This window comes from Streptomyces sp. CB02261 (assembly GCF_001905665.1).
In the GTDB taxonomy this organism is placed as follows: Bacteria; Actinomycetota; Actinomycetes; order Streptomycetales; family Streptomycetaceae; genus Streptomyces.
Genome location: NZ_LIVX01000004.1, coordinates 901,218 through 924,673, shown reverse-complemented (window position 1 = coordinate 924,673; position 23,456 = coordinate 901,218). Strand labels below are relative to the sequence as shown.

The 23,456-nt window shown below is 72.8% G+C and carries 23 protein-coding genes; 8 read left to right on the top strand and 15 right to left on the bottom strand.

From position 1 onward, the window contains the following. Window positions 1-24: 24 nt before the first annotated feature. The 4 genes from AMK29_RS17470 to AMK29_RS17455 all read right to left on the bottom strand — a co-directional run bounded on the left by AMK29_RS17470 (window position 25) and on the right by AMK29_RS17455 (window position 3,064). Window positions 25-1,107, bottom strand: a complete 1,083-nt coding sequence (locus tag AMK29_RS17470; RefSeq protein ID WP_073813734.1) for an AI-2E family transporter — start codon at window positions 1,105-1,107, stop codon at window positions 25-27. Window positions 1,108-1,235: 128 nt separating this feature from the next. Next, window positions 1,236-1,931: a 4'-phosphopantetheinyl transferase family protein gene (locus AMK29_RS17465; protein ID WP_107422611.1), complete on the bottom strand. Its 696-nt coding sequence runs from the start codon at window positions 1,929-1,931 to the stop codon at window positions 1,236-1,238. Further along, complete coding sequence (locus tag AMK29_RS17460; RefSeq protein WP_073813733.1) at window positions 1,928-2,161, bottom strand: acetyl xylan esterase; 234 nt, start codon at window positions 2,159-2,161, stop codon at window positions 1,928-1,930. Before AMK29_RS17460 ends, AMK29_RS17465 begins: the two co-directional genes overlap by 4 nt. Before the next feature lie 45 nt (window positions 2,162-2,206). Then, window positions 2,207-3,064 carry a hypothetical protein gene (locus tag AMK29_RS17455; protein ID WP_073813731.1) on the bottom strand — a complete coding sequence of 286 codons (858 nt, stop codon included), beginning with the start codon at window positions 3,062-3,064 and terminating at the stop codon, window positions 2,207-2,209. A 412-nt stretch (window positions 3,065-3,476) separates the two neighbouring features. Between AMK29_RS17455 and AMK29_RS17450 the strand changes: the two genes are divergently transcribed. Genes AMK29_RS17450 through AMK29_RS17440 form a run of 3 tightly spaced genes read left to right on the top strand, consistent with a single transcriptional unit; the run spans window position 3,477 to window position 9,101 of the window. Further along, on the top strand, window positions 3,477-4,655 hold the full coding sequence (locus AMK29_RS17450) for a phytanoyl-CoA dioxygenase family protein (protein ID WP_073813730.1): 1,179 nt from the start codon (window positions 3,477-3,479) through the stop codon (window positions 4,653-4,655). Then, window positions 4,637-7,831, top strand: coding sequence for a DUF6271 family protein (locus AMK29_RS37930; RefSeq protein WP_079196922.1), 3,195 nt, complete (start codon window positions 4,637-4,639; stop codon window positions 7,829-7,831). Before AMK29_RS17450 ends, AMK29_RS37930 begins: the two co-directional genes overlap by 19 nt. A gap of 1 nt (window position 7,832) precedes the next feature. Continuing rightward, on the top strand, window positions 7,833-9,101 hold the full coding sequence (locus tag AMK29_RS17440; protein ID WP_073813728.1) for an MFS transporter: 1,269 nt from the start codon (window positions 7,833-7,835) through the stop codon (window positions 9,099-9,101). Between the two features lie 108 nt (window positions 9,102-9,209). On the opposite strand, the gene AMK29_RS17435 is transcribed toward AMK29_RS17440, so the two are convergent. Beyond that, window positions 9,210-10,310 (bottom strand): carboxylate-amine ligase, encoded by a 1,101-nt coding sequence (locus tag AMK29_RS17435; protein WP_073813727.1) that lies wholly within the window; start codon window positions 10,308-10,310, stop codon window positions 9,210-9,212. Between the two features lie 254 nt (window positions 10,311-10,564). Between AMK29_RS17435 and AMK29_RS17430 the strand changes: the two genes are divergently transcribed. Further along, window positions 10,565-11,047: a hypothetical protein gene (locus AMK29_RS17430; protein ID WP_073813726.1), complete on the top strand. Its 483-nt coding sequence runs from the start codon at window positions 10,565-10,567 to the stop codon at window positions 11,045-11,047. Between the two features lie 60 nt (window positions 11,048-11,107). On the opposite strand, the gene AMK29_RS17425 is transcribed toward AMK29_RS17430, so the two are convergent. Both AMK29_RS17425 and AMK29_RS35090 read right to left on the bottom strand, forming a co-directional pair. After that, a complete protein-coding gene (locus tag AMK29_RS17425; protein ID WP_073813724.1) occupies window positions 11,108-11,911 on the bottom strand; it encodes a VOC family protein in 804 nt (267 codons plus the stop codon). A 34-nt stretch (window positions 11,912-11,945) separates the two neighbouring features. Beyond that, window positions 11,946-12,425, bottom strand: coding sequence for a DUF5133 domain-containing protein (locus AMK29_RS35090; RefSeq protein WP_241845428.1), 480 nt, complete (start codon window positions 12,423-12,425; stop codon window positions 11,946-11,948). A gap of 429 nt (window positions 12,426-12,854) precedes the next feature. Between AMK29_RS35090 and AMK29_RS17415 the strand changes: the two genes are divergently transcribed. Continuing rightward, window positions 12,855-13,229, top strand: coding sequence for a hypothetical protein (locus tag AMK29_RS17415; RefSeq protein ID WP_073813723.1), 375 nt, complete (start codon window positions 12,855-12,857; stop codon window positions 13,227-13,229). Between the two features lie 222 nt (window positions 13,230-13,451). On the opposite strand, the gene AMK29_RS36415 is transcribed toward AMK29_RS17415, so the two are convergent. Further along, window positions 13,452-13,613, bottom strand: a complete 162-nt coding sequence (locus AMK29_RS36415; protein WP_158071325.1) for a hypothetical protein — start codon at window positions 13,611-13,613, stop codon at window positions 13,452-13,454. Window positions 13,614-13,840: 227 nt separating this feature from the next. On the opposite strand from AMK29_RS36415, the gene AMK29_RS17410 reads away from it, so the two are divergent. Then, window positions 13,841-14,704 (top strand): sulfite exporter TauE/SafE family protein, encoded by an 864-nt coding sequence (locus tag AMK29_RS17410; RefSeq protein ID WP_073813721.1) that lies wholly within the window; start codon window positions 13,841-13,843, stop codon window positions 14,702-14,704. A gap of 69 nt (window positions 14,705-14,773) precedes the next feature. On the opposite strand, the gene AMK29_RS17405 is transcribed toward AMK29_RS17410, so the two are convergent. Further along, entirely contained in the window at window positions 14,774-15,994 is a 1,221-nt protein-coding gene (locus tag AMK29_RS17405; RefSeq protein ID WP_073813720.1) for an ABC transporter substrate-binding protein, read from the bottom strand. A gap of 168 nt (window positions 15,995-16,162) precedes the next feature. Between AMK29_RS17405 and AMK29_RS17400 the strand changes: the two genes are divergently transcribed. Then, window positions 16,163-16,579, top strand: a complete 417-nt coding sequence (locus AMK29_RS17400) for a PPOX class F420-dependent oxidoreductase (RefSeq protein ID WP_073813719.1) — start codon at window positions 16,163-16,165, stop codon at window positions 16,577-16,579. Window positions 16,580-16,647: 68 nt separating this feature from the next. On the opposite strand, the gene AMK29_RS17395 is transcribed toward AMK29_RS17400, so the two are convergent. The 3 genes from AMK29_RS17395 to AMK29_RS17385 form a co-directional block, all read right to left on the bottom strand. Continuing rightward, window positions 16,648-17,766, bottom strand: coding sequence for an NADAR family protein (locus AMK29_RS17395; protein WP_073813717.1), 1,119 nt, complete (start codon window positions 17,764-17,766; stop codon window positions 16,648-16,650). Window positions 17,767-17,846: 80 nt separating this feature from the next. Next, window positions 17,847-18,452, bottom strand: a complete 606-nt coding sequence (locus tag AMK29_RS17390) for a DinB family protein (protein ID WP_073813716.1) — start codon at window positions 18,450-18,452, stop codon at window positions 17,847-17,849. 58 nt (window positions 18,453-18,510) lie between these two features. Continuing rightward, on the bottom strand, window positions 18,511-18,837 hold the full coding sequence (locus AMK29_RS17385; protein WP_073813715.1) for a cupin domain-containing protein: 327 nt from the start codon (window positions 18,835-18,837) through the stop codon (window positions 18,511-18,513). Window positions 18,838-19,424: 587 nt separating this feature from the next. Here AMK29_RS17385 and AMK29_RS17380 point away from each other — a divergent pair. Further along, a complete protein-coding gene (locus AMK29_RS17380) occupies window positions 19,425-20,675 on the top strand; it encodes a PP2C family protein-serine/threonine phosphatase (protein ID WP_073813713.1) in 1,251 nt (416 codons plus the stop codon). A 108-nt stretch (window positions 20,676-20,783) separates the two neighbouring features. Here AMK29_RS17380 and AMK29_RS17375 read toward each other — a convergent pair whose 3' ends face one another. The 3 genes from AMK29_RS17375 to AMK29_RS17365 all read right to left on the bottom strand — a co-directional run bounded on the left by AMK29_RS17375 (window position 20,784) and on the right by AMK29_RS17365 (window position 23,364). After that, window positions 20,784-21,635, bottom strand: a complete 852-nt coding sequence (locus tag AMK29_RS17375; RefSeq protein WP_073813712.1) for an MBL fold metallo-hydrolase — start codon at window positions 21,633-21,635, stop codon at window positions 20,784-20,786. A 174-nt stretch (window positions 21,636-21,809) separates the two neighbouring features. Continuing rightward, window positions 21,810-22,331: a GNAT family N-acetyltransferase gene (locus tag AMK29_RS17370; protein WP_241845426.1), complete on the bottom strand. Its 522-nt coding sequence runs from the start codon at window positions 22,329-22,331 to the stop codon at window positions 21,810-21,812. 25 nt (window positions 22,332-22,356) lie between these two features. Beyond that, window positions 22,357-23,364, bottom strand: a complete 1,008-nt coding sequence (locus AMK29_RS17365; protein WP_073813910.1) for a sigma-70 family RNA polymerase sigma factor — start codon at window positions 23,362-23,364, stop codon at window positions 22,357-22,359. Window positions 23,365-23,456 lie beyond the last annotated feature (92 nt).

The following is a 23,456-nucleotide window of genomic DNA, read 5'->3' as shown; positions in this document are numbered from 1 at the left end:
GAAGAGCGAGGCGCCCCGGCCGTCTCACTCCTCGCGCGGCGGGACGTCGGCCGTCGTCCCGCGGGCGTTCCGCAGCGCCGTGTGGACCGACCAGACCACCGAGACCAGCGGCACCGCGACCACGGCTCCCACGATGCCGGCGGCGATCGAGCCGGCGACGACCGAGATCGCCACCACCAGCGGATGGAGCCGTACGGCCCAACTCATGACGAGCGGGTGCAGGAGGTGTCCCTCGATCTGGCCGATCACGACGATCAGGGCGATCACGATCGCCGCCACCAGCGGGCCCTTCGACGCCAGGGCCACGACGGCGGCGACGGCGAGGGCGATCGGTGAGCCGATCAGCGGGACGAAGGCGGCCAGGAACTCGAGCAGGGCGAGCGGCACCGCGAGCGGGACGCCGAGGAGCCAGAGCGCGACGCCGACGAGTACCGCGTTCACCGCCGCCACCAGCACGATGCCGTGGGTGTAGCCGGTGAAGGTGCGCCAGGCCGCGCGTCCGCCGACCACCACCCGGTCACGGGCCGAGCGGGGCAGCTGATCCTGGAACCACGCCCACTGCCGGTCCCCTGAGTGGATGAAGAAAGCCGAGCAGAACAGGGCGAGGGCCAGCGTCGTCAGGACGGCCACCACATGGCCGGCTCCGCTGAGCGCCTCGCTGACCAGGGCCGAACGGTGGCTGGAGAGGAAACCACCGATCTTGGACTGGAGGTCGGTCAGCGCGCCCGGGTCGAGGCGGAACGGCGGCCGCTCCAGCCAGTCCTCGATCCGTCCGACGCCGTCCCGGAACTCGCGCACCAGCGTGGTCCGCTGACCCGCGACCGCCTCGCCGACCAGGGCGAGCGCGCCGAGGACGAGCGCGATGCTCCCGAGCAGGGTGAGGGCGACCGCCAGGGGGCGGGGCAGCCCCCGGGCCACGATGTCGGCGACGGGCCGCAACAGCGCGGTGATCACCAGGCCGAGGAACACGGCCACGCCGACCTCGTGGAAGCGCCCGAGGACCGCGAACAGGCTGTAGACGAGCACGCCGACGACAAGGAGCCGCCAGGCGTAGGCGGCGGCCGTACGAAGGAAGGGGGTCACCGTCGGTGGTGTGCCGGGCTGCATGGCGATCGACCTACCACCGTGGAACCGCCGCACCACGCCCGTGACCCCATATTCGCCCGACACGCGCGCGGTATTCGGCCGACCGGGGCCCAGGGGCGACGGCGCCGGTCCCGCGCGGGGCGGCCCGGTCAGCTCGGGGCGGGTGCCGGGACCGGCCTGCTCGTGGCCGGCGACGGCGACGACATCGGCATCGGCATCGGCATCGGCATGATCGTGGTGGGCGCGGTGGCGGCCACCGCTGCCACCGCTGACCGGTCGTGGTCCGTCCATTCGAGGAGGGGCAGGTCGTTCCGGCCGGCCTTGAGACGGGCCTCGGCTCGGATCCACAGCCGGAGCAGCGCCGGTCCGGGGTCCGGCTGGGCGGTGGCCTCGCGGATCTCGGCTTCGGGCAGGAGACGGCGAAGGACCCGCAGGGGGCCGGGTCGGCGTGTCGCGGGCTCCACGTCGATGCCGACGGCGCCCGGGCCGACGGCCGCCGCGACCAGGCCGTCGGCGTGGCTCAGGCTGATGCCCACGCCGGGGTGACCGCGCAGGTACGGGCGTCCGTGCCCGCGACGCCCGCACGCGGGGCACAGCTGGGCCGGTGCCGACTCGTCCCACGGCAGGCCGGTGTGGCGGGCCACGCACAGCCGGACCAGGAGCCGGGCCGCGGTCACGTCGTCGCGGCGGCCCGGCAGCCGTATCGCCGCGAGCCGGCGGCGTTCGTACGGCGCGAGCAGACCCTCGTGCAGCTCCGGATGGTCGAGGACCTCCCGGGTGGTCGCCACGACGGCCAGGCCTGTGCGGTCGCGGCCGTCCCGGGCAACCGCCGGGCGGACGCTCACCCGACGGCGTCGCTCAGGAAGCGTGTCCGGACGCGGGAGAGCGTGCGGAAGTCGTCGATGGTGACGTCCTGGAGGTCGATGCTGGCTCCGGAGAGGTCCTCCAGGAGGTCGATGAACTCGAGGAAGTCCATCGAGTCGATGAGACGGGCCTCGATGAGGTCCTCGTCGGCGTCGATCGGGCCGTCGAGGCCGGGGTTCTTCTCGTGCAGCCACGCGGCGATGCGTTCCATGGGACGGGGTCGCTCCTTACTGCTGATGCGGGGTGGGTGCGGGGTTCAGAGGCGGGTGTCGCGGAGGCGGTCCAGGGCCTGTTCGGGGGTGCCGTGGGTGAGGATCATGGCGTGGACCCAGCGCTCCAGGCCGAAGGCGACGCAGGCGCTGTACGCCGGTCCTTCCGCGCCGGCGCGGATGTCCAGCCGCTCGCCGAAGAAGTTGCGGTGGCGGTTCACGGAGGCGATGGCCGTTCCGTCGGGGGCGCAGAACTCGTGCTTGACGGGGTCGAGGGCCATCAGCCGGGCCCGGGAACCGCCCTTGTCGTAGAACGGGTCGTCGGCCACGGCCCGGTTCAGTTCGAGGCCGAGGAGTGCGGCCGCCTCCAGGATGAACTCGGCACCGCGTTCCAGGTGTTCGAGGGCGCCCTGCTGGGTGCCGAGGTACAGGACCTCGCGCATGTGGAAGCCCCAGAGCCGGCGCAGGCCGTCGTAGTGGGTCTCGTTGCGGAAGCAGCGGCCGGCGGCGGAGAGGCGCAGGCCGTCCTCGCCGACGTCCCGGCCCTCCAGGGAGAGCAGCAGTCCGTAGCAGGTGGCGGACGGCAGGAGGTAGCCGGTCGGCCGGAGCGGCAGCTCCCCCGGCGCCTCTCCGGCCGCGAGCCCGTCGAGGACGTCCGGGGCGAAACGCCCCGCGGAGACGCCGAGATGGGGGAAGTTGCGGAAGAAGTCCAGCCGCGCCAGGCCCTCCACGGACAGCAGCGGCGGGCCGACGACCTCGGGCGCGGAGAGCTGTGCGGCCAGTCCGGTGAGCAGCGCGTCCAGGCCGTGCAGGAGCGCGGTGCGGACCGGATCGAGGGTGATCAGACCCGCGCCGGGACTCCGCAGACCGCCGTCCGGCAGGGCTGTGGTGCTGGGTGTGCTCATGGGTTCCGCTCCCTGTGGGCGTGGCCGAGCAGTCGAGGGTGTCGGTCGGATGGGGGCGGCACACATGCCGACTGATGCGCCATCAGAAACCGGACTGCGCACAGGGACACTAAGCGAGCCCCCCGGATATTGTCTAGACCAAAGTTGCCCGCCTGGCGGACCTCGCCGAGCGACGCCGAAACGATCCGGCCACCCAACTCCGCATATTGAGATGACACTTGACAGCGGCTATGGTCTAAACCAATTCTTCTGAACGGCGAGGCCCCCGCACCCCGTGCCACGTCGTTGCCGTCCGTCCATGCCGTCAACCGCCGGCCCCGCCGGGGGTCGCCCCGTGCTGTCCACCGGCCGGACAGCTCCCCGACTCCCGCTTCGAAAGGGACCGCATGGACTCCCGCTCTGGAGGGACCACATGACGACACCCGCTCCCGACCGCCCCCGCCCCCGTCCCCGGCTCCACCGGGCGGCCACGGACCGGCCGTACTTCAGCGCGGACGGCGAGTCCTACCTCGCCCAGACCACCCTGCGGGAGCTGACGAAGTCACGGCCGCTGCGGGTGCTCTCCGAGGAGGACTTCACCCACTGGCAGACGTACGGCTACGTCATCGTCCGTGAGGCGGTGCCGGCGGAGGCCGCGCGACGTCTGCTCGACTTCACCTGGGAGTTCCAGGGCCTCGACCCCGACCGGCCGGACAGCTGGTACGAGGACCGGCCCTTCCGTTCCGAGCTGGACCGGCAGCTGCACGTGTACGGCTTCGTGGAGGCGTACCACCACCAGCTGCTCTGGGACAACCGGCAGGCCCAGCGGGTCTACGACGCCTTCGTGGACGTCTGGGACTGCGAGGAGCTGTGGGTCACCCAGGACCGGCTCAACCTCAACCCGCCCAACATCAGGAACCGGGACCGCGCCCTGATCGAGCCCACGGACCGGGGCTTCGACATCGAGCTGCACTGGGACATCGACACCACTCTCGGCGTCCCCCCACAGCGCGTCCAGGGCATCATCGCGCTCAACGACACCCGGCCCGAGTCGGGCGGGTTCCAGTGCTGCCCCGAGCTGTTCCGGCGCTTCGAGGAGTGGAAGGTCGGCGCGCCGGCGGACCGGGACCCGCTCCGCCCCGCCGTGGACCGGACGGAGTACCCCGTCGTACGGCCCGATCTGCACCCCGGCGACCTGCTGATCTGGAACGGTCTGCTCGCGCACGGCGTGGCGCGCAACACGTCCCGGGACCAGGTGCGGGCCGTCCAGTACCTGTCGATGATGCCCGCCCTTGAGGAGCACGAGCGGCTGAAGCGGTCCCGCGTCGACGCGTGGCGGCACCTGCGCACCCCGCGCTGGAACCGGACGCTCGTCGGCGATCCCGTCCTGCACGAGTCCAAGCGGTACCCCACCGCCACCCTGACCGAACTCGGCAGCCGTCTCCTCGGACTCACCTCCTGGAGCGACACACCGACGGCTGCGCCCGAGCTGCCCGCCCCGACGGCTTCGCACACGCCGACGGCACCCCCCGCGCAGCCCACGCCGACGGCACCGCCCGTCCCGCCCGCCGCCGGCCAGAGCGGGGAGCCGGCATGCGCCGCATCTGCCTGACCCTGCCCACCGACCGGGCCTGCGCCGCGACCCTCAGGGCCGTCGCCGAGGAGGCGGCCTACGGCGCCCGTCACTTCGGCGCCGAGGTGCGTCTGCTCGTCCTGGACAGCTCGGACGCCCCGGTGCTCGCCGAGCACCGGAAGGCGGTGGCCTCGCTCCCGCCGACGCCCGGCGTGATCGTGCACCACCTCGACGAGGACGAGCAGCGGGCCTTCCTGCGGGAGGTGATCGCCCGGTCCGGAGTCGGACCCCCGGACCGGGTGCTCGACCTGATGCTGCCGGCGGGTGTCTCCTACGGGGCCTGCGCCAACCGCGCCTTCCTCGTCGCGGAAGCGCTCGGGTGCACGTCGGTGCACCGCAGGGACTCGGACAGCCGCTACCAGTACCTGGACGGCGAGCCGGTCTTCCCCCTCCACCACGAGCTCACGGCGCTGGGGCGGCGCGCCGCCGACGTCGCCGGTCTGGTGTCCCGGAGCAGGCTCGACCCGGCGCACACGGACCGGCCGGTGTCCCTGGTCGGCGGCTCCTTCGTCGGCGAGATGTCCGTGGACGTGGCGGAGATCCGGCGGCTCGACCCCGCCGTCTACGAGGACGTCGTGGGCCTGTCGATCCCCGCCGGATATCCGGAGATCTGGCGCGGGAACCTCATCGACGAAGCCTTCCGGGGCGCCGGCACCGGCGCGTTCACCGGCGACCGCACCACCCTCACCCACGTCAGCCCGACACGCGTGGACATGTGCAACATCGCCCTCGACCGCGAGGTCTACGGCCGCGTCCCGCTGCCGCCCGCCACCGACACCATCGGCAGCGACTACTTCCTGATCCACCTGGTCCACGACGCGGGACTGCCCGGAGTCCTCCACAACCGGCACATCGTCAACTTCCATACTGCGGAACGCCGTTCCGACGCGGGTTTCCTCGCGTACCAGGAGCGGTTCGCCAAGTTCCTCCTCGCCTCCCCGCACCTCCACGCCGTGTACGCCCGGCTGAAGGAGGCCGGTGACTCCCTGCTCGACGCCGAGGGCCATGTCCGCCCGTCCGCCGTCGCCGGGTTCGCGCGGGACAGCACCCGGGTGGACCGGGCGGAGAACGCCGGACGGCTCGACGTCCTCGACCGCTCGTACCGCGCCCTGGGCGGCCGCTACGCCACGGCGGCGGACCTCCTCGCCGCCCGCCGCGACCACCTGATCGACGAGGCGCGGCAGGACATGGAGGACTTCGCCCTCCTCACCGACGCCTGGGAGGCGCTGACCCGCGCGAGCCGCGCGTCCTCGCGCTTCACGTACCCGACGTCCGAACGCACCGTCACCGTCGCGTACACGGGCGGTACGGAGCGCCGGGGCCCGGTCACGATGGGGCAGGCCAACATGATCCGCTGCATGCTGCGGGACGAGCCCGAGCACATCAACATCCACGATGTGTGGCCGGTCCCCGCGGGCACCCGGACGGAGTCGGTGATCGACGCCCTGCGCGCCCTGGTGGTACGCCACGAGGCCCTGCGTACGACGTTCCCGCACGCGCCGGGACGCGCGCACGTGCCGGGCGGCGCACCGGGCGAGCAGGCGGCAGACGGCGCGCCCGGCGAACAGGCGGCGGGCGGCCCGCCGAGCGAGCCCGTGTCGGGCGGCGCGCCCCGCGAGCAGGTCGTCGCTTCGGCGGGCGAGTTCACCGTCACCGTCCTCGACCACCAGGAACTCCCCCGGGACGCCGCCGGATACGCCGAGTCGCTGGCCCGCGAGGCCCGCGTCGAGCGGTTCCGGCTCGACCGGGACTTCCCCCTGCGTCTCCTGCTCGTCGCCCGGTCCGGCGCGCCCGTGTTCGTGGCCCTCGCCGCGAGCCACGCCGTGACCGACGTCAGCGCGCTCGCCGTACTGAAGGAGGAGTGGCCGGCCCTGCTCGCCGGTGACGCGCTGCCGCCGCTGACGTCCCTCAGCCCGATCGACCTGGCCCTTGAGGAGGCGTCCCCGGCCGGGCTCCGGAAGTCCGAGGCGTCGCTGCGGTACTGGGAGCGGATCATCCGCGGCGGCCCCCAGGCCATGTTCGCGGAGCCGGGCGCCGAGGGCACCGAGGTGCGGGCGCCGCAGCTCACCCTCCGGTCCCGGCGGGGCGGGCGGGCCCTGGCGCTCGTGGCGCGGCGCACCGGCGCGCTGCCGTCCACCGTGCTGCTGACCGCGTGGTGCGCGCTCGTGGCGCACCGGACGGACCAGACGGTCTGCGTCGCCGCCGTCCCCACCTCCAACCGTTACCACCCCCGGCTCGCCCGGTCGGTGAACACCGTGTCCCAGGACGCCCTGCTCGCGCTCGACGTCCGGGTCCCGACCTTCGACGCACTGCTCCGCAAGGCGTGGGGAGCGGCGCTCAACGCCTATCGGCACAGCCAGTTCGACGCGGTCGCCCTGTGGGAGATGATCGGGCGGGTCACCCACGAGCGGGGCAGCGTGTTCGCGCGCGACGTGGTGTACAACGACGTCAGCGCCCTTCCCACCACGGTCGGCGAGCCGGCGTCCGCGACGGCCGGGGGAACACCGGATCCGGGCGGCCCGGCAGCCCCGGAGCTGGAGTTCGGCCGCGGCCCCGAGCAGGTGCTGCCGACCCGGATCCTGACCTTCGTCCACGAGATCGAACCCGCGATCCGCCTCGGGATGTGGTCCGACCCCGCCCTGTTCGGGCCGGGCGAGGCGGAGGGTTTCCTCACCGGCCTCGTACGGCTTCTGGAGGCGGCCGCCACCGAGGACGTACCGCTCGCTTCGCTGACCGAGGTGACGGGGGTCCGGCAGGTCGAGCGCGGCCCGGACTGGTGCCTGGTGGACGGCTCCTGGACGTCGCCGCCCCTCGTGGCGGAGACGCTCGGCAAGGCCCTGGGCGGGCTCCCCGTCCACGTCACCGTGGAGGGCGACCCCCGCACCGACGAGGGATCGGACGGCGGACCGTACGCGGGCCCGGACAGCACGGCCCATGGTCCGGCCCTGACCGCGTACATCGCCGCCGGCGGCACCCCGCTGACGCCGGAGGACGCGCATACCGCGCTGATGGACGCGCTCCCCGGCCACCCCGGCGTACTGGCCCCGCGCCGGTACGTGATCGTGCAGGACCCGCCGGTGGAGGCGGACCGGAGCAGCGCGTGGCTCCGGCAGCGGATTCTCAGGGAAGGGACCGGCCGGAACCGGCGGATGTGACATGACGATGGATGAGGTGACCGCGCGGCGGGAGAAGGGCGCTCCTCCCAGCCCCTGGCGGTCGAGTCGCTTCCGGCTGTTCTTCACCGCCCGCAGCACGTCGCTCCTCGCCGACGGCATGCTGATGGTGTCGCTCACGACGGCCGTGCTCGGTGCGGGCTACGGCGCGGCGGGCGTCGGGTACGCGCTGGCCGCGTGGATGGCGCCGATCGTGCTGCTCGTCCTGTTCGGCGGAGTCCTCGCCGACCGGTTCACGCCGCAGGTCATGATGGTCGGCGCCGACGTGGTGCGGATGGCGGCCATGCTCGCGCTGGCGGTGCTCCTGATCGCCACGGACGTCCGGCTGTGGCAGATCATGGCGTTGCTGGCGCTCAGCGGCGCGGCGACCGCGATGTTCCAGCCGGGTCTGGCGAGCCTGGTCCCCCAGGTCGCCGAGGACATCCAGCGGGCCAACGCGCTCCTGCGTGTCTCCGAGGCGATCTGCACGCTGCTGGGCCCCGGGCTGGCCGGTCTCCTCGTGGCCTACTGGGACGTGGCGGGCTCCTTCGTGGTCATCGCGGCGGCGTACGCGCTCAGCGCGCTCGGCCTGGCGCCCCTGCGCAGCCTCGGCACCGCCCGGGACGAGAGCGACGACCCGATGTGGCACCGGCTGGCGACGGGGTGGCACGAGTTCCGGTCGCGCGGCTGGCTGTGGGGAGTCATCGCCGTCTGGGCGGTGTACGGCCTCTTCGTCTTCGGCCCGGCCCTCCCGCTGGGCGCCGCGCTGCTCACCGAACAGCACGGGGCCACCGGATACGGCTGGATCGCGTCGGCCGACGGCGCCGGTACGGTCATCGGCGGCCTGCTCGGCATGCGGGTCCGACCGCGGCGCCCCCTCGTCGCGGGGGCCTGCGCGATGTTCTTCTTCACGCTCAACCCCCTTGCTCCCGCCCTCGGTTGGTCCTTCACCGTCACGGCACTGACCGGGGTCGTGGCAGGGTGCGGGTTCGCCTTCTGGGGGGTGATGTGGGCGACGAGCGTGCAGTCCCACATCCCGCTCGCCGTCCTGAGCCGCGTCTCGGCGTACGACGTGGCCGGCTCCATCATGGTCATCCCGCTGGGGCGGGCCCTGGCCGGCCCGGCGGCCGACTCCTTCGGGGCGGACCGGGTGCTGCTGTTCTCGTCGGTCGTAGGCATCGTGTGCATGGGCGTGATGCTCAGCGTCCCCGCCATCCGCGCACTGGGCCGGACCCCGGAGGAACCGACGGGCCGGACGGGGGCGGCGGCGTAGCGGAGGGCTGCGGCGGCGTCAGGGCGGCGCCACGGAGAGCCGCGGGCCGGGCGCGCGGCGTCGGGCATCGGGGGACGTCACACGCCCGGCGTCGTGAGGGCCGCGTCCTCAGGCCGCCGCCGTCAGCGCCGCGAGGGCGTCCACGACCTCGGTGCACCGTCCGTTCCTGCGGTACACGGCCCGCTGCCGGGCCGCTCCGCCCCCGTGGGCGCGGATGCGGCGCCACTGGCGGAGGACCTGCTCGGTGTCGCCGGCGAGGTCCAGGGCCGGGCGCGCCCGCTCGACCAGTCGGTCGACGAGCTCGACGACGGGACGCTCCCGGGCGGTGCACGGGTCGATGCCGTATCCGGAGAGGCCGTTCCGGGCGGCGAGGTCGTGCGCCAGGAGGAGGCGCCGGACGGGGACGCGCGGCGTGGGCCTGCCCTCGTCCATGTCGGTCAGAAAGGTCGTGGCGAGGCCACGCACGAGGGCCGCGACCATGACGACCGTGTCCACGTCGGCGTTGGCGTCGGCGACGCGGATCTCCAGGGTGGGCACGTGCTCGGACGGCCGGGCGTGCCAGTACACCATGCGCCGGTCGAGGAGGGTTCCGGTCCGCACCAGCTCGGCCACATGGGCGAGGTACGCGGCCTCGTCCAGGTCCGGAGCGGGTCCGACGGTGGGCCACCGCGCGTACTCGACCGACCGCCAGCTGTCGAAGCCCGTGTCGCACCGCCGGGCGAAGGGGGAGTTCGTCGTGATCGCCTGGAGGACGGGCAGCCAGGGCGCCATCCGGCGGGAGACGGCCAGGGCGAGTTCACGGTCGAGGGTCCCCACATGGACGTGGCAGCCGCAGACGAGCCCGTCGACGGGGCTGAAGCTGGAGGCGAAACGGTACGCCATCCGTTGGTAGCGCTCGGTGTCGGTGACGGTCAGCGGCTGGTCGGGCGGCACCACGGTCGTACCGCTGGCGACCGGCATACAGCGCTCGGCGTCGGCGGCCGCGCCGATCGCCGCACGCAGCCGGACCAGCTCGTCGCGCAGGTCCGGGGACGAGGCCGTGGGGCGGGAGATGGTCTCGATCTGAGCGTTGAAGAACTCGGGCTGCACCTGATCGCCGACGACTCGGGCGGCCGAGGCGATCACGTCCGGGGCACGGCCTACGGGTGCGCGGCCGACCTGGTCGACGAGGACGAATTCCTCTTCGACTCCCATGGTCAGGAGCTTCATGGTCTCCTCCTCTCGTCCGGCCCCCGCGGCGGGCGACTACCCCGGTCGGGGCGGTTCCACCCCTCCGGGAGGACGTCGGGCATGTTCCGCGGCCGCTGGGGCAGTGGCACGGCGGAGAGGTGTGGGGGAAGGCGTACGGACCGAGGTGGAGAAGCGCCGGAGCGGTCGGCGGTACGCCGGCGCTCCCGGCGCAGGCCCTCCTGACACGGTCGGGTCCGGCACGCCGGTCCCGTACCGAAAGGCGGTGACCGGTCGTGACCGACACGGACTTCACATTGCTGGACATCTCCCTGTACACGGAGGAGCCGGATCGTCGCGTGGTGACCCTGCGAGGTCTCGACGCGCCGGTGATGCCCGAGATCCCCGAGGGCGCGGTGATCAGCGTCGGCCTCACCTTCCGGCTCGGCCGCGAGATCGAGGGTGTGGCGTTCGAGGACAGCCGTATCCGCGAGGGGCACGTGCTCGCGACCGTACGGACGGTGCTCGGCGGTTTCCGGGCCGGCGGTCCGTACGAGGTCAGGCTGCCGCCGGAACGGCTTCCGGTGGGCAGGGCCCACCGCGGGGTCTACGAGCTGACGGGGCGCTTCACCGACGGCGACGGACGTGAACTTGCGGTGGTCCGGCACCGGATCCGCGTGGTCTGCCAGCCGGAGGCGCACAAGCGCTGGGCCGCGAAGATGGCCCCCGGCCCCGCGCAGCGCCTGTCCGGAGCGGCCGGCGAGAGCCTGGCGTCCTGACGTGCGCGGTACGGGGGCGGTGTCGGGTGACATGTCCGTGCCGGTGGCGTCGGCGGCCCGTCAGGCCGCGCCGGATGTGGGCGCGTGGTCGAGGGTGAAGAGCCCGCCGTCGGGGTCGCGGAGCGTCGTCTGCCGGCCGGCTGTCACCGCCCAGTCCGGACCGGTGACCGTGCTGCCCCCGTGCGCCAGGGCCAGGGAGACCGCCGCGTCGAGGTCGGGGACCCTGAAATGGACGAGCCAGCGCGGCCGGAACTGCGGTTTCGGCGCGGCCTGCTCGATCGGACCGCTGTTGAGGCGGGCCACGGGGCGCCCTCGTCGTCGCAGTACGACCTGGTCCTCCTCGTACGAGGTGTCGCAGGCGCCGTCGCTCTCGCCCCGGCCCCACCCGAGCACCTCGCCGTAGAAGAGCGCGGCGTCGAACGCGTCGGCCGTGTGGAGTTCGATCCAGGCGGGCGACCGGTCCGCACCGACGCTCCATTCGGCCAGTACGTCCCCGTCCCAGACACCGAAGACGGCGCCCTCTCGATCGGCCACGAGGGCGGCTCTGCCACCGGCCGGGAACGAGACGGGTCCCACCCCGACCGTGCCCCCTCGCTCCCGTACGCGTCCGACCGCTCCGTCGGCCTCGTCGACGGCGAAGTACGGCGTCCAGGCCACGGGCACGGCGAACTCCCCGGCGATCGCCCCGATCCCCGCCACCGGTACGCCGCCGACCTCCGCCACCGAGTAGGCCCTGCCGAAGCTGCCCTCCCGGAAGGACCAGCCGAGAACCGCCCCGTAGAAGCGCTCCGCCGCCTCCCGGTCACGCGCCGCGAGACTCAGCCAGCAGGGCGCACCGATCACATCCGCTGCCACCAGAACCACCGCACTCCTCCGATCTCACGTCGGGCCGGCCGCGCTACAGGGCGCGGGGGCCGAGGTGGCGTTCCGCCGCCAGGACGGCTTCATAGGTCGTCGGCCGGCCCATCAGGACGCACAGCGTGTAGGCGGCGTCGTCCATGGCACGGGCGGCCGCCGGGTCCCCCGGTGCTGCCGCGAGCCGGGCCCGGCAGCCACGCAGCCGCGTCAGGACCTCCTCGGTCCGCTCCCGGTTCGGTGCGAGCCCGACCGACGGATCCGCCGGAGCCGCCGAACTCCGGGCCGCCTCGACCGCACGGCGCAGGGCCCGCTCGATGCGCCCGGGCGGGGGCGTGCCCTCGGTCCCCGCGACCACGACGACCGCCAGATCGTGCACGCTGATCTGGGCCAGGTCGGCCGCGGCCGCCAGGATCCGCTTGGCGTCGCGTGCCGTGCACGGGGTGGCCGCCATCAGCACACCGATCGCTCGCGCGGCCGTCGTCGGCGCGAGGGGCGGCAGCCCCACGGGCTCGACGGTCATCGGGGGGTCCTGAGGCAAATTCGCGGGCATCGCCATGCGGATTCCCTTCGTTCCAAGACCGCCGGAGCGGCCATGGTGGCGTAGGGGAGGTGTTCCCACCCTACTGACGCCGGTACGCGGCTCACGAGGGCCGTTCCACGGTCCCGGACGCCGGACCGGCTCCCTGCCGACGGCCGACGGGCTCCCCACCGCCACAGGCGCGGCGAGCCGCACTGCCACTGCCCCGGACCGGCGGCTCGCACACCTCTCCCGGCTCCGACCCGCGCGGGACGCGGTGGAAGCCGACGACGCCGAGCAGTAGCGTGACGAGCAGGAGACGTCCACTCGCCGACGGTCGTGCCGCGGCGCGGATCCGGTGCCCTCACCGCGCCGTCCGGTCGCCGGCGTTCCGCCGGAGGGCGGCATGCCGGGTGAGGAGGTGGATCGGCCATGGCCCGTATCGCGGTCACGGCGGAGGAGTTGATCGTCCGCCTGTCGTGGTGGGAGAAGTCGGCCGCGCGCCGAGGCAACATCCACCTGCCCCTCCGGGCCGTGGAGAGGGTGGAGGCCGACCCCTCCTGGTGGCGGGCGCTGCGCGGGTCGCCGGGCCGGGGGCTGTGGATTCCGGATGTGCTCTGCCTCGGCGTACGGAACGTGCCCGGCGCGGAGGACTTCGTCGCGCTGCGCCCCCGGACGGGAGGGGTCGTCTGGGTCGACCTCCGACCGGGGGCCGCTCCGTACGCCCGGGTCGCCGTGTCCGACCGTATCCCCGACGGGACGGCGGCCACCGTACGAGCGGCCCTCATCCACGTGCGGGACACCTGATCGACCCGAGCGGCGACTGTCACGGCGGCTCCTTGGGCTGGTACGGCGGCTGGGCGGCTGATACGGCGACTCCCCTGGGCCGGTACGGCGGCTGATGCGACGGCCCGACCACGAGTCGGCAGACGGGAGACCACCGGCGGAGGCGGGAAGCGGCCGGGACAGCAGGAGACGCACCCGCCGGCAGCCGTCGGGTGCGCCTCCTCAAGCGAACTGTGGACGTGATCAGCCTTCGCTGTAGGTCGTCCGCGTCTCGCGCTCTGCCGCCTGGTGCTCGGGGGCGCGGGCCGGGCGCGCCTCGTCGGCGCCGCCGACGCGCTTGTTGCCCTTCGGCGCCATCTTGGCCTGACGGCTGGCCCGGTCCTTCGGCGAAGTCTTCTTAGCCACAGCTGCTCACTCCTCGTGAGTAAGGGGGGGTTGGACATGACCACCGTGGCACCTGTGACTACGACGCGCATGTCGATCAGTCACCCAGCGTGATGCCGGGGGCTTCCCTTGCCGCGGCGGGTGCCCTCGGAGATCAGGACGAGACGCGAGCGGGAACCCGGTTCCTTCGCCCGAAGGTGGGCCTGCGCCGTAGCTGCCGACGACCTCCACGCGCGAGGATGCCCGCCATGACCAGCGAACAGAACCTCGCCGCTCCGCCCCCGACAGCGCCGCCGCGTCCGGCGCCCGCGACGCGCTCGACGCCTCTGGTGTTCGGCGCGGGGGCGGTCATCGGCGTGCTGGGCGGGATGATCGGTCTGGGCGGCGCGGAGTTCCGACTGCCGCTGCTGATCGGCCTGTTCGGGTTCGCCGCGCTCTCCGCGGTGATCCTGAACAAGGCGGTGAGCCTGGTCGTGGTGATGGTCGCGCTGCCCGCCCGACTGCCGTCGATCTCCGCCTCCGAGGTGGTGGCGCACTGGCCCGTCGTGGTCAACCTTCTCGCCGGGAGCCTTCTCGGGGCCTGGGCGGGGGCGACGTGGGCGGTACGGATGCGCGGCTCCACCCTGCACAAGGTGCTGGCCGGACTGATGGTGCTGATGGCCGCGGCCCTCGTCGTCACGCATCTGTCCACCCAGGACGGGCTGTCGCTGCCGCCGTGGGCCGAGGTGCCCGGTGGGGTGGTGGCCGGCTTCGGGATCGGGGTGGTCGCGGCGATCATGGGGGTCGCCGGGGGCGAACTGCTGATCCCGACGATCGTGTTGCTGTACGGCCTGGACATCAAGACGGCGGGCAGCCTCTCGCTGGTGGTGTCCCTGCCGACGATGCTGGTCGCCTTCGCCCGCTACAGCCGCGACGGCAGCTTCTCGGTGCTGCGCGCCCACCGCCGCTTCGTCCTGGTCATGATCGCGGGCTCGGTGGCGGGGGCGGTGCTGGGCGGACTGCTGCTCGGCGTGTTCCCGGACCGGGTGCTCATCCCCGCCCTCGCCGCGATCCTGCTGGCTTCCGCGGTCAAGCTCGCGCGCCATGCGAGAACGTCGGCGCCGCAGGCCTGACAGCACCCCACTCAAGACGTGGTCGACCGGCACCGGCCGGGTCGCGCGACGACGCCCCCGCCGTGCCGCTCAGGTGGCGTGGAGGACGCGGAAGCGGCCGGGTGCGGCCGGGTCCCGATCCGCGACCTGGATCGGCGTCCGAGCCGCCTGCCACACGCTGATCCCCGGCACGCGGGTGAACTGGATCCGCCCGCGGGTGCCTTCGACGGTCACCTGCGACCAGGACGCGGCGATACCCGCCCGATCCGTGCCGTGGCGGCGCAGCATGTCGGCGAGGACGGTGACGGTGTCGTACCCCTCGAACGCGACGAACGAGGGCGGGGCGGCCAGCCGCTCGCGGAGGGCCTGGTCGACGCGTACGCCGAGGGGGCTGAGGTGGCCGGGCAGGTAGCGGAGGAACGGGACCGCGGCACCGTCGTCGCCCAGAGAGCCCGACCACGCGGCGAACTCCGGTTGCCCGGCGGGAGCACCGATCAGGATCCCGGTCGCGCCCCCGGTCGCGGGCCCCGAGTTCTCGGCCCCGCCCCCGGTCCCGGCCCCCGTGCCCTCGGCCCCGGTCCCGATCTCGGCCCCGGTCCCGGTCTCCCTCCCGGTCAGGCGCCGGTCGGCGCGGACGGCCTTGACGATCGACACGGCCGGCTCGGGAAACCCCGTCAACAGGAGGAGGGCGGTCGCGCGGTGGGTGACGAGTGCGTCGCACACGTCCGTCGGCGTGAGTGCCCGGGCGTCGAGTTCGATGACGGTGCCGCCACGGGTGGCGAGGCGGTCCCGGAGGACGCGGGTCCCTGACGCCCAGTACACGCTCGGCTCGGCCGCCACGGCGATACGGCGGTGTCCCGCGCCGAGGAGGAAGTCCGCGTAGAGCCGCCAGCCGTGCGACTGCGGCGGCGCGAGGCGCGCGACCCAGTCCGTCGGCTCCTCGGTGAGAGCGTCGAGGACGGCCGACGAACAGAGGAACGGCAGCCTCAGCGCGTCCGCCTCGGCGGCCGCGGCACGGGCGACGACGCTGTGGTACTCGCCGGCGACGGCTGCCACGCCGAGCTCGGCCAGCTCCTCCATCGCGGCGGCAGCCCGCCGGGGATCGGCCGCGGTGTCTCGGACCATCAGGTCGAGCGGCCTGCCGCCGATGCCGCCGCTGTCGTTGACGTCACCGACGGCGGCCTCGAGCCCGGCGAGCAGGTGCCGGCCCGCCTCGACCCAGCCGGGCGGAGACAGCGGGACGAGGGCACCGATCCGGACGGCGGATGTGTCGGAGCGCTCCGCCGCGGTTCGCACGGATGGCACGTTCATACGTGGACGTCTCCCTGTGTCGCCGGTGGGGAACCAGTGTTGCAGGGCGAGGCACACGGCTCACCGCTCGGGTACGGGCGGGGCGCGGCTCCTCGGATACGCGACCGATCCCGCGCGGCGGAAGGGAATTCGGTGCGCGCGCCGGAGTGGCCGGTTAGCCTCCCCGGCATGCCCATCGAGATGAACCACGCCGTACGTGCCCTGCTCGACGCCCCGCACCCTGCCGTCCTGGCCACCCTCAACCCCGACGGCAGCCCGCAGAGTTCGGTGGTCTGGGTCAGCCGTGACGGCGGCGAGGTGCTGATCTCCACGGAGCGGGGGCGCCGAAAGGAACGGAACATACTCCGCGACCCCCGGGTCGGCCTGACCGTGTTCGACCTCGCGGACCCGGAGCTGTACGTCGAGATCCGCGGCACGGCCACCGTCACCGAGGACATCGGCCGCGCGGTGGCCGTCCGCATCGCGGAGGAGTACGTGGGCCCCGGCGGCGGCGCGGAGTACCTGGCGGCTCCGCCGGAAGAGGTCCGCGTGGTCGTCCGCGTCACCCCCACCAAACTCCTCGGCAACGCCACGAGGGCTGCCTGAGAACGGTCCGGTGGGTGTGATCTCGTCACAACCGGCCGCGGAGGCCGCCGTCGACGGGTCGGCCCTCGTCACAGCCCGGGGATCCCGTTTCGCCCCATGCGCAGTTCGGAGCGGACGAGTTCGAGGAGACGGCCGGTCCAGTTGCGGCCGCGGCCGGAGTTGTCGCCCCAGAAGGCCGAGTCCACGTCGTCGTAGACGAGTGTGGCGTCGTCCGTCGCCAGCAGGATCTCGGCCAGCTCGGGATGCTGGTCGTACTTGGCGCGGAGCAGACCGGTCATGACGGCGGCGCGTACGTGCTCCCAGTCCTCACGGCGTTCTGTACCGGCCGCGAGCTTGCGGGCCGCGGAAACGGTGTCCGCTGCCGTGATCGCGCTACGGACCTCCGGCTGAGTGACCGACAGGGCCCAGTAGGCGTGCGCGACGGAGGGGTGGACGACGTCCCCGACGGTGATGGGGGCGGGGTAGTCGTTGCGCAGTCCGAGGTGGCCGGGATCGGCCACCGGCTCGTTCTGGTACGCGTGGCCGAGCCGGACAGCCGGGGCGTACGGGGCGGGTGGTCCGTCCGCGGAGACGAGCGCGGCGTGCTCCTCGCGCAGGCGGGCGCGCTCCTCGAAGTACGTGAGGGCCCTGTCGTAGGCCTCCTGCGAGACCGGGGGCTCGGTCGGCCGGTAGGTCCGGCCTCCTGGCCCGGCCACCAGAAACCGCAGCGGCCCGTCCTTCGCGTCCATGTCGCCCAGCGCGTAGCGGCGCTTCGAGGCCGGTATGGCGAGGAACGCGGTGCGCGCCGCGGCCCGGTTCTCCTCGGTGCGATCCGCGAGGAACGCGTCGACGGCGGCGAGGCAGCGGCCGGTCGAGTCCGGCCGCTCGTTCAGCCGGTCGATGGTGTCGCGGACTTCGGCGACCAGCAGCTCAGGGGTGAGCCGGCTCTGCGGCTCGCTGAACTTCCAGCGCGCGACACCGTGCACGGCCGCCTGGGCGCCGTCCGGAAGGGTGGTGGCCACCCTCCCCGTCCGGAGCTTCTCCTCGAACTCCTCGACGGTGACCAGGCCCCAGCAGTCGATGAGTCCGTCGGCATAGATGAAGAGCTCGGTGAGGAAGTACCTGCCGTTGTGGATGAAGGCGGGCCGCCAGGTCCCGGGTATGCGGACACCGTCCACGGTGCGATAGGTGATTCGTCTGCCGATCATCCCGCGATTGTGTCGCAGCGACGGCCGAGTAGACCGTGATCTCCCGGGAGATCCCCGACCGGCATCACGTCGCACGAACATCAGGTCGCGTGAGACGGCCTCCAGGCCTTGCTCGGTGCGGCCGACCTGGCGGCCTGCTCGATCTTCGCGCAGTGGGCCGCACGGGCTTCCGCGTCGATCCGCCTCTCGAATTCGGGGCGCAACCCGGTCCGGCCGTCCAGACCTTCGCGCAGGATGTCGGCGTGCCCGGCATGCCGGATGGACTCACCGAGCACATGGACCAGGATGGCGAACAGGTTCGTGGCGGCATGGGGCTCCGGCCACCACGGCACGTGGCCGGGGGCATCGAGGGGAAGCCCGTCGATCGTCGCGTCCGAGTGTTCCCACGTGCGCCGATAGAACCCGATGACCTGCTCGCGGGTCTCGTCCTCGGCCGCCCACAGATCGCTGCCGTCGGAGTCCTGCCACCGGGGCACGGGTTCCGGGGAAGGGCGGTCGAAGACCTCGCCGAAGTACCTGGCCTCAACGGTGGCCACGTGTTTGACGAGGCCGAGGAGGTTGGTCCCGGTCGCTGTCAGGGGCCGGCGGACGTCGTATTCGGACAGGCCGTCGAGTTTCCAGAGCAGCGCCTCGCGGTCCCGCCGCAGTCTCCCGTGCAGGTTGTCCTTCGCGAAGTCATCGATCATGCGGTGTAAGCCTGCCATGGGGTGCTCGTGGTCACGCATGCCGGTCCCTACCGGCGGTTCACCTCGTAGCCCCGTGGGGGTACAGAACGAGCAAGCGGCAACCGGTCTGGGACTGCGGCCAGTGCGTGCTGCCCTCCTGCGCCGTGATCAGCGTCCCGGCCGGGTGCACGCGTTCACCGTCGTGGAACTCTCCTTCGAGAACGAAGAGGATTTCCTGCCTCTCGTGGATCTCCTTGCCGAAGACGGCACCGGGGGCGAACTCGATGAGCATCGCGGACAGGGCGCTGTTGTCGTCTCCCTCCCGCAGCATCGTGACGGCGATGCCGTCAGTGACCTGCTGCTGCGGCGCCTGGTCGACGTGGGATACCTCGAATCCTGCGAGCATGAGGCGGATTCCTTTCTGGCTGTGATCGAAGTCGGCTAGGGGGTTCAGGGGACGCTGTCGTCCGGTCCGACCCGGTGCCGGCCGCCGCGCTCCTCATGGGTCGGACCGCGTCACCGGAGCCGGGAAGGCTGAGAGGTACGACACGGGGGAAGCTCGGAGACGAGCCGGGAGGGCCGTTCGCGCAGCGACCGCCGTGGCGGTGAGGGACGGGGAGAGGTCCCGCGTCATCAACGAGGAAGGCTTGCGGAGGGTGACGGCTCCGTGGACGACGTCACCCCATATGGCGGGTGTCCGTTTCGCCCAGCCGGTGGACGCGATCCCGTCCGGGGCCGCCGCCGTCACGGCTGATCCGAACGAGGGGTCCGCGGCGGCGCGTCCGTATGCGTCTCTTCGTCGGCGAGTGGCCAGGAGACGATGCTTTCGTGGTGCAATGTGAAGCGTCAGGCGTCGGCCTGTTACGGATCTTCGTACTCCGGACGCGGCCCCGGGCCGGCATCGAGCAGTAAGGGATCACTGTGGGCTCGGAAAGGCCGGACGACGGGCAGGTTCCACGTCTCACCGCGGGCGGCAGCCGTCGGGGCGGAGTGATGACGCTGGCCGGGGCGTTGGAGGCGGCGGAGGCGGCAGCCCCCGTGGAGTCGCTCGACGTGGTCGCGCGCATGCTCAGGGAGCGTCTCGGGGCAGCGTCGGTGTCGTTCCTGATCACTGACTTCACCGGCAGTTCGGTCGTGCGGCTGGGGGCCGCGGGCAGTGTCGAGACCGATGAGCCGGCCCGGCGTATCTCGCTGCGCGGAACTCTGTACGACGACGTGATCCGCAGCCAGCGGCCGAGCGTGGAGGACGGTGGCGGGGGCCGGCTGGTGCGGGTCGTCGCCCCGGTGACCAACCGCGGCGATGCCATCGGGCTCCTCGAACTGTTCCTGCCCGCGCCGCCGGGTGCGGAGGTGATGCGGGAGATCAGCGAGACCGCGCACGCGCTGGGGTACATCGTCATCGCGAACCGGTCGCACACCGATGTGTACCAGTGGGGGCGCCGCACCACCCCGCTGAGCCTGGCCGCGGAGATCCAGCACCGGCTGCTCCCGGCATCGCTGGCGTGCGAGGCGGCGCAGTTCACGATTGCCGGGGCACTGGAGCCCGCCGAACACGTGGGGGGCGACACCTTCGACTACGTGATCGACCGGGACACGGTCCAGCTCTCCGTCACCGACGCCATGGGCCACGATGTCGACGCCGCGCTGCTGGCCACCCTCGTGGTGGGTGCTCTGCGCAGGGCGCGGAGGGCGGGCGCCGGACTCGCGGAACAGGCGCACCAGGCCGACCAGGCCATGCGGGATCACGGACGCATGGGTTACGTCACCGGGCAGCTGCTGCGCATCAGCCTGCTCGACGGCCGGGCCGAGCTTGTCAACGCCGGGCACCCCTGGCCGCTGCGGATGCGAGACGGGGAGGTGCAGGAACTCGCTCCCCGGGTGGACCTGCCGTTCGGTCTCAGCATCCACACCGCACACGCGCACCACTACCGGGTGCAGTCGCTGGACCTGCGGCCGGGCGACCGGCTGGTGATGCTGACGGACGGCATGCTGGAACGCAACGCCGAGGACCTCGACCTGCCGGAGCTGATCGTTCGCACCCGCGCGCTCCATCCCCGCGAGGCCGCCCGCACCCTCATCGGGGCTGTCGTCGACGCCGGCCGTGGTCAGCTGGACGACGACGCCACGATCATGTGCCTGGACTGGCACGGCGTCGCCAACTCCCGGCGGGACGCCGCGACCGGCGCCGACCTCACCGACGCCTCGCGACCGTCGACGGCGGAACGGCCCGATGCCGGATGCTGATCCCGAGGGGACGCCGCCCCGGAGCCGGGCCGGTTCGTACGGCGCCCGCCCACGGCTCCGTACGACCTGTGAGGCCTGACGGCGCCTCGTCCGCTCCGGTCCCGCCCCTCACGTCCCCGACGGCCGCGGCTGCTCCGGCGGAACCGAGCTCTCGGCGGCCTCCATCCACTGGTCCAGGTCGGCCTGGGTGAACTCCGTCCACGGTGGGACCTCGGGGAGCCGGCGGAGGAGGTCGTAGGCCTCGGGGATCTGGGGGCCGCGGAGAACAGGGCAGTGGCACCCGGCGATGACCTCGGCGTTCAGGTGCTGGAAGTCGGTGACGACCGTCCCGAACTTCCGGGCGTCCAGCAGGGCGACCCAGGGGGAGACCAGCCGTCCGCCGAAGAGCTGGCCGTCGCGGAACTCGTCCGGCGACAGCGCTGCCGTCTCGGGCATGGGGGTCGGCACGTTCGTGGCGAAGGTGTCGACCGCCCACAGGACGCCGGCCTTCGGGTCGAAGAGGGCGCGGGTCGTCGGGTTGTCGTAGAGGGGCGGTCGCTTGGCGACCAGGGTGCGGTCGCCCGCGTCGATCGTGTCGCCGTCGATCAGGAACCGGCACCGGTTGATGGGGGTCTCCCACTCCTCGGCCATGCGGCCGAGGGAGAACCAGGTCGTCAGCAGGGTCGCGTTCGGGCATTCCGCGAGGACCGCCATGAGGTTGCCGGCGTGGTCGCGGTCGTCGTGGGTGAGGAAGATCCACCGTACGTCCAGGGGATCCACGACGGACCAGGCCGCCTCCAGCCACTGGGCGCGCACCGCGGGCGCGCCGGTGTCCACGAGGACCGGTTCGGCTCCCCGGATCACCATCGAGTTCATCGGGAAGTGGCCGACCGGAGGGGCCTCGAGGGCCCACGGGATGACGAACGTCTCCTCGGCGATCTTGTACGGCTGCAGAAGGCTGAAACTGTCCGTGGTCGTCATCGCTGCTCTCCTTAGGGCGGAGTCGCCGCAGCGGCCATGATTCCAGTGCAGCCCCGCGCCGGGCCGTCGTCAAGCGCAGGACGCGTGGCGGCCGGCTCCGGCCTGCGACGACGGGTGCACGATCTGCACAGGCAGGTCTCGCTCCCGACTGCCGAGGCGTTCGACGCTCATGGGTCATCCGGGCCGGCGGCCGCTGGGCCGAGTCAGGATCCGTTCCCAGAACACCTCGTCGCGCCAGGCGCCGTCCGCGTGGAAGTGCTCGTGGGCGATGCCCCAGGAGCGGAATCCGTGTCTGCGGAGAATCGCCTGGGACGCGAGGTTCTCCAGTTGCGTGTGGGCCTCCAGCCGATGCAGTTTCAGCTCGTCCTCGGCGATCCGCAGTGCGAGGCCCACGGCGCGGCTCGTGTGTCCGCGTCCCTGGTGGAGGGAGGAGACCCAGTAGCCGAGGAAACCCTTCTGGAACGGGCCGCGCAGGATCGAGCTGATGCCGACCTGCCCGATCACGGTGTCGTCGGAGACCACGACGCCGGGCCACGCGAGCCCCTGGTCATGCGAGGCCAGCAGGGATGTGATGACCGCGGCCTGCCCGTCGGGCGTGTAGAACTCGGCCGGCCGCTCGGGCAGCCAGCGCGCGTACGCCTGCCGGTCCCGGGACAGCAGGCCGGCGAGCGCGGCGCCGTCGGCGGGCTCGATCAAGCGAATCGTCGTGGGACTCACGGTGTCACTCCTGGCCGTACTCGGTCCACGGCCTCAGCTTCTCCGGGTTGCGGATCGCCCAGATGCGGGAGATCCGGTCGTCGGCGAGGCTGAAGGCCGCCACGGTCATGGTGATGCCTGCCTGCTGGGCGACGAGGCCGGGCAGGCCGTTGACCGTGCGCTCCAGGAGCGTCAGGCCGGGGGCCTTGTCGGCGATGTTGATCAGGTACTGGGCGATCCGCTCGCTGCCGTCCACCGGGCGGAGGACGGTGCCGACCAGGCCGCCGCCGTCGGCCGTCATCGTGGCGCCCGGGTCGAGGAGGTCGACGAGAGCCCCGATGTCCTTGGCCTCCCACGCCTCCTTGAAGCGCCGTACCAGGACGGCCTGCCCAGGCCCGGCCGCAGACGTCGTCGGAATCGTAGCTGTCGCAGCGGCAGTTGGGCCTCCTGGCCGCACGGCAGCGCGTCCCACCGCCCCCACCTCACCCCGTGCCGCGCGTACGCGTCGGCGGGCCGAGGAGGCCAGTTGCCGGCAGGCCGCAGGCGTCCGGCCGACCATGTCGGCGACCTCCGGGAAGGGGTACCGGAAGACGTCGTGCAGGACGAACGCCACGCGTTCGGCCGGCGTCATCGACTCCAGTACGACGAGGAAGGCCATGCTCACCGACTCGTCCAAGGTGACCTGATCGGCGGGATCGGCCGAGTCGGCCCCGGCCCCGCCCGACGGACCGCCGGTCCACTCCGTCCGGTCGGGCAGCGGCTCGGGAATCCAGGCGCCGACGTAACGCTCGCGCCGGGCCCGTGCCGAGCCGAGCAGGTCCAGGCAGACCCGGGTGGCCACCGTCGTCAGCCAGGCGCCGGGCGACTCGATGGCTTCCTGCCGTGGGCGCGGCATCGCGTACCAGCGGGTGTACGTCTCCTGCACGGCGTCCTCGGCCTCGGTCACGGAACCGAGCAGCCGGTAGGCGAGGTTGAGCAGATGGCGCCGCTCGCCGGCGATCTCGCTCGGGCCCGGCTCGGATGGGGTGCTCATGGTCGTGACCGTCCCTACGTCCTTCTCGTCCGCCGCCGCTCTCAGCTCGTCGACGAGACGCCGCGCCGAAGTGAGGCCGGCGTGCGCCTCAC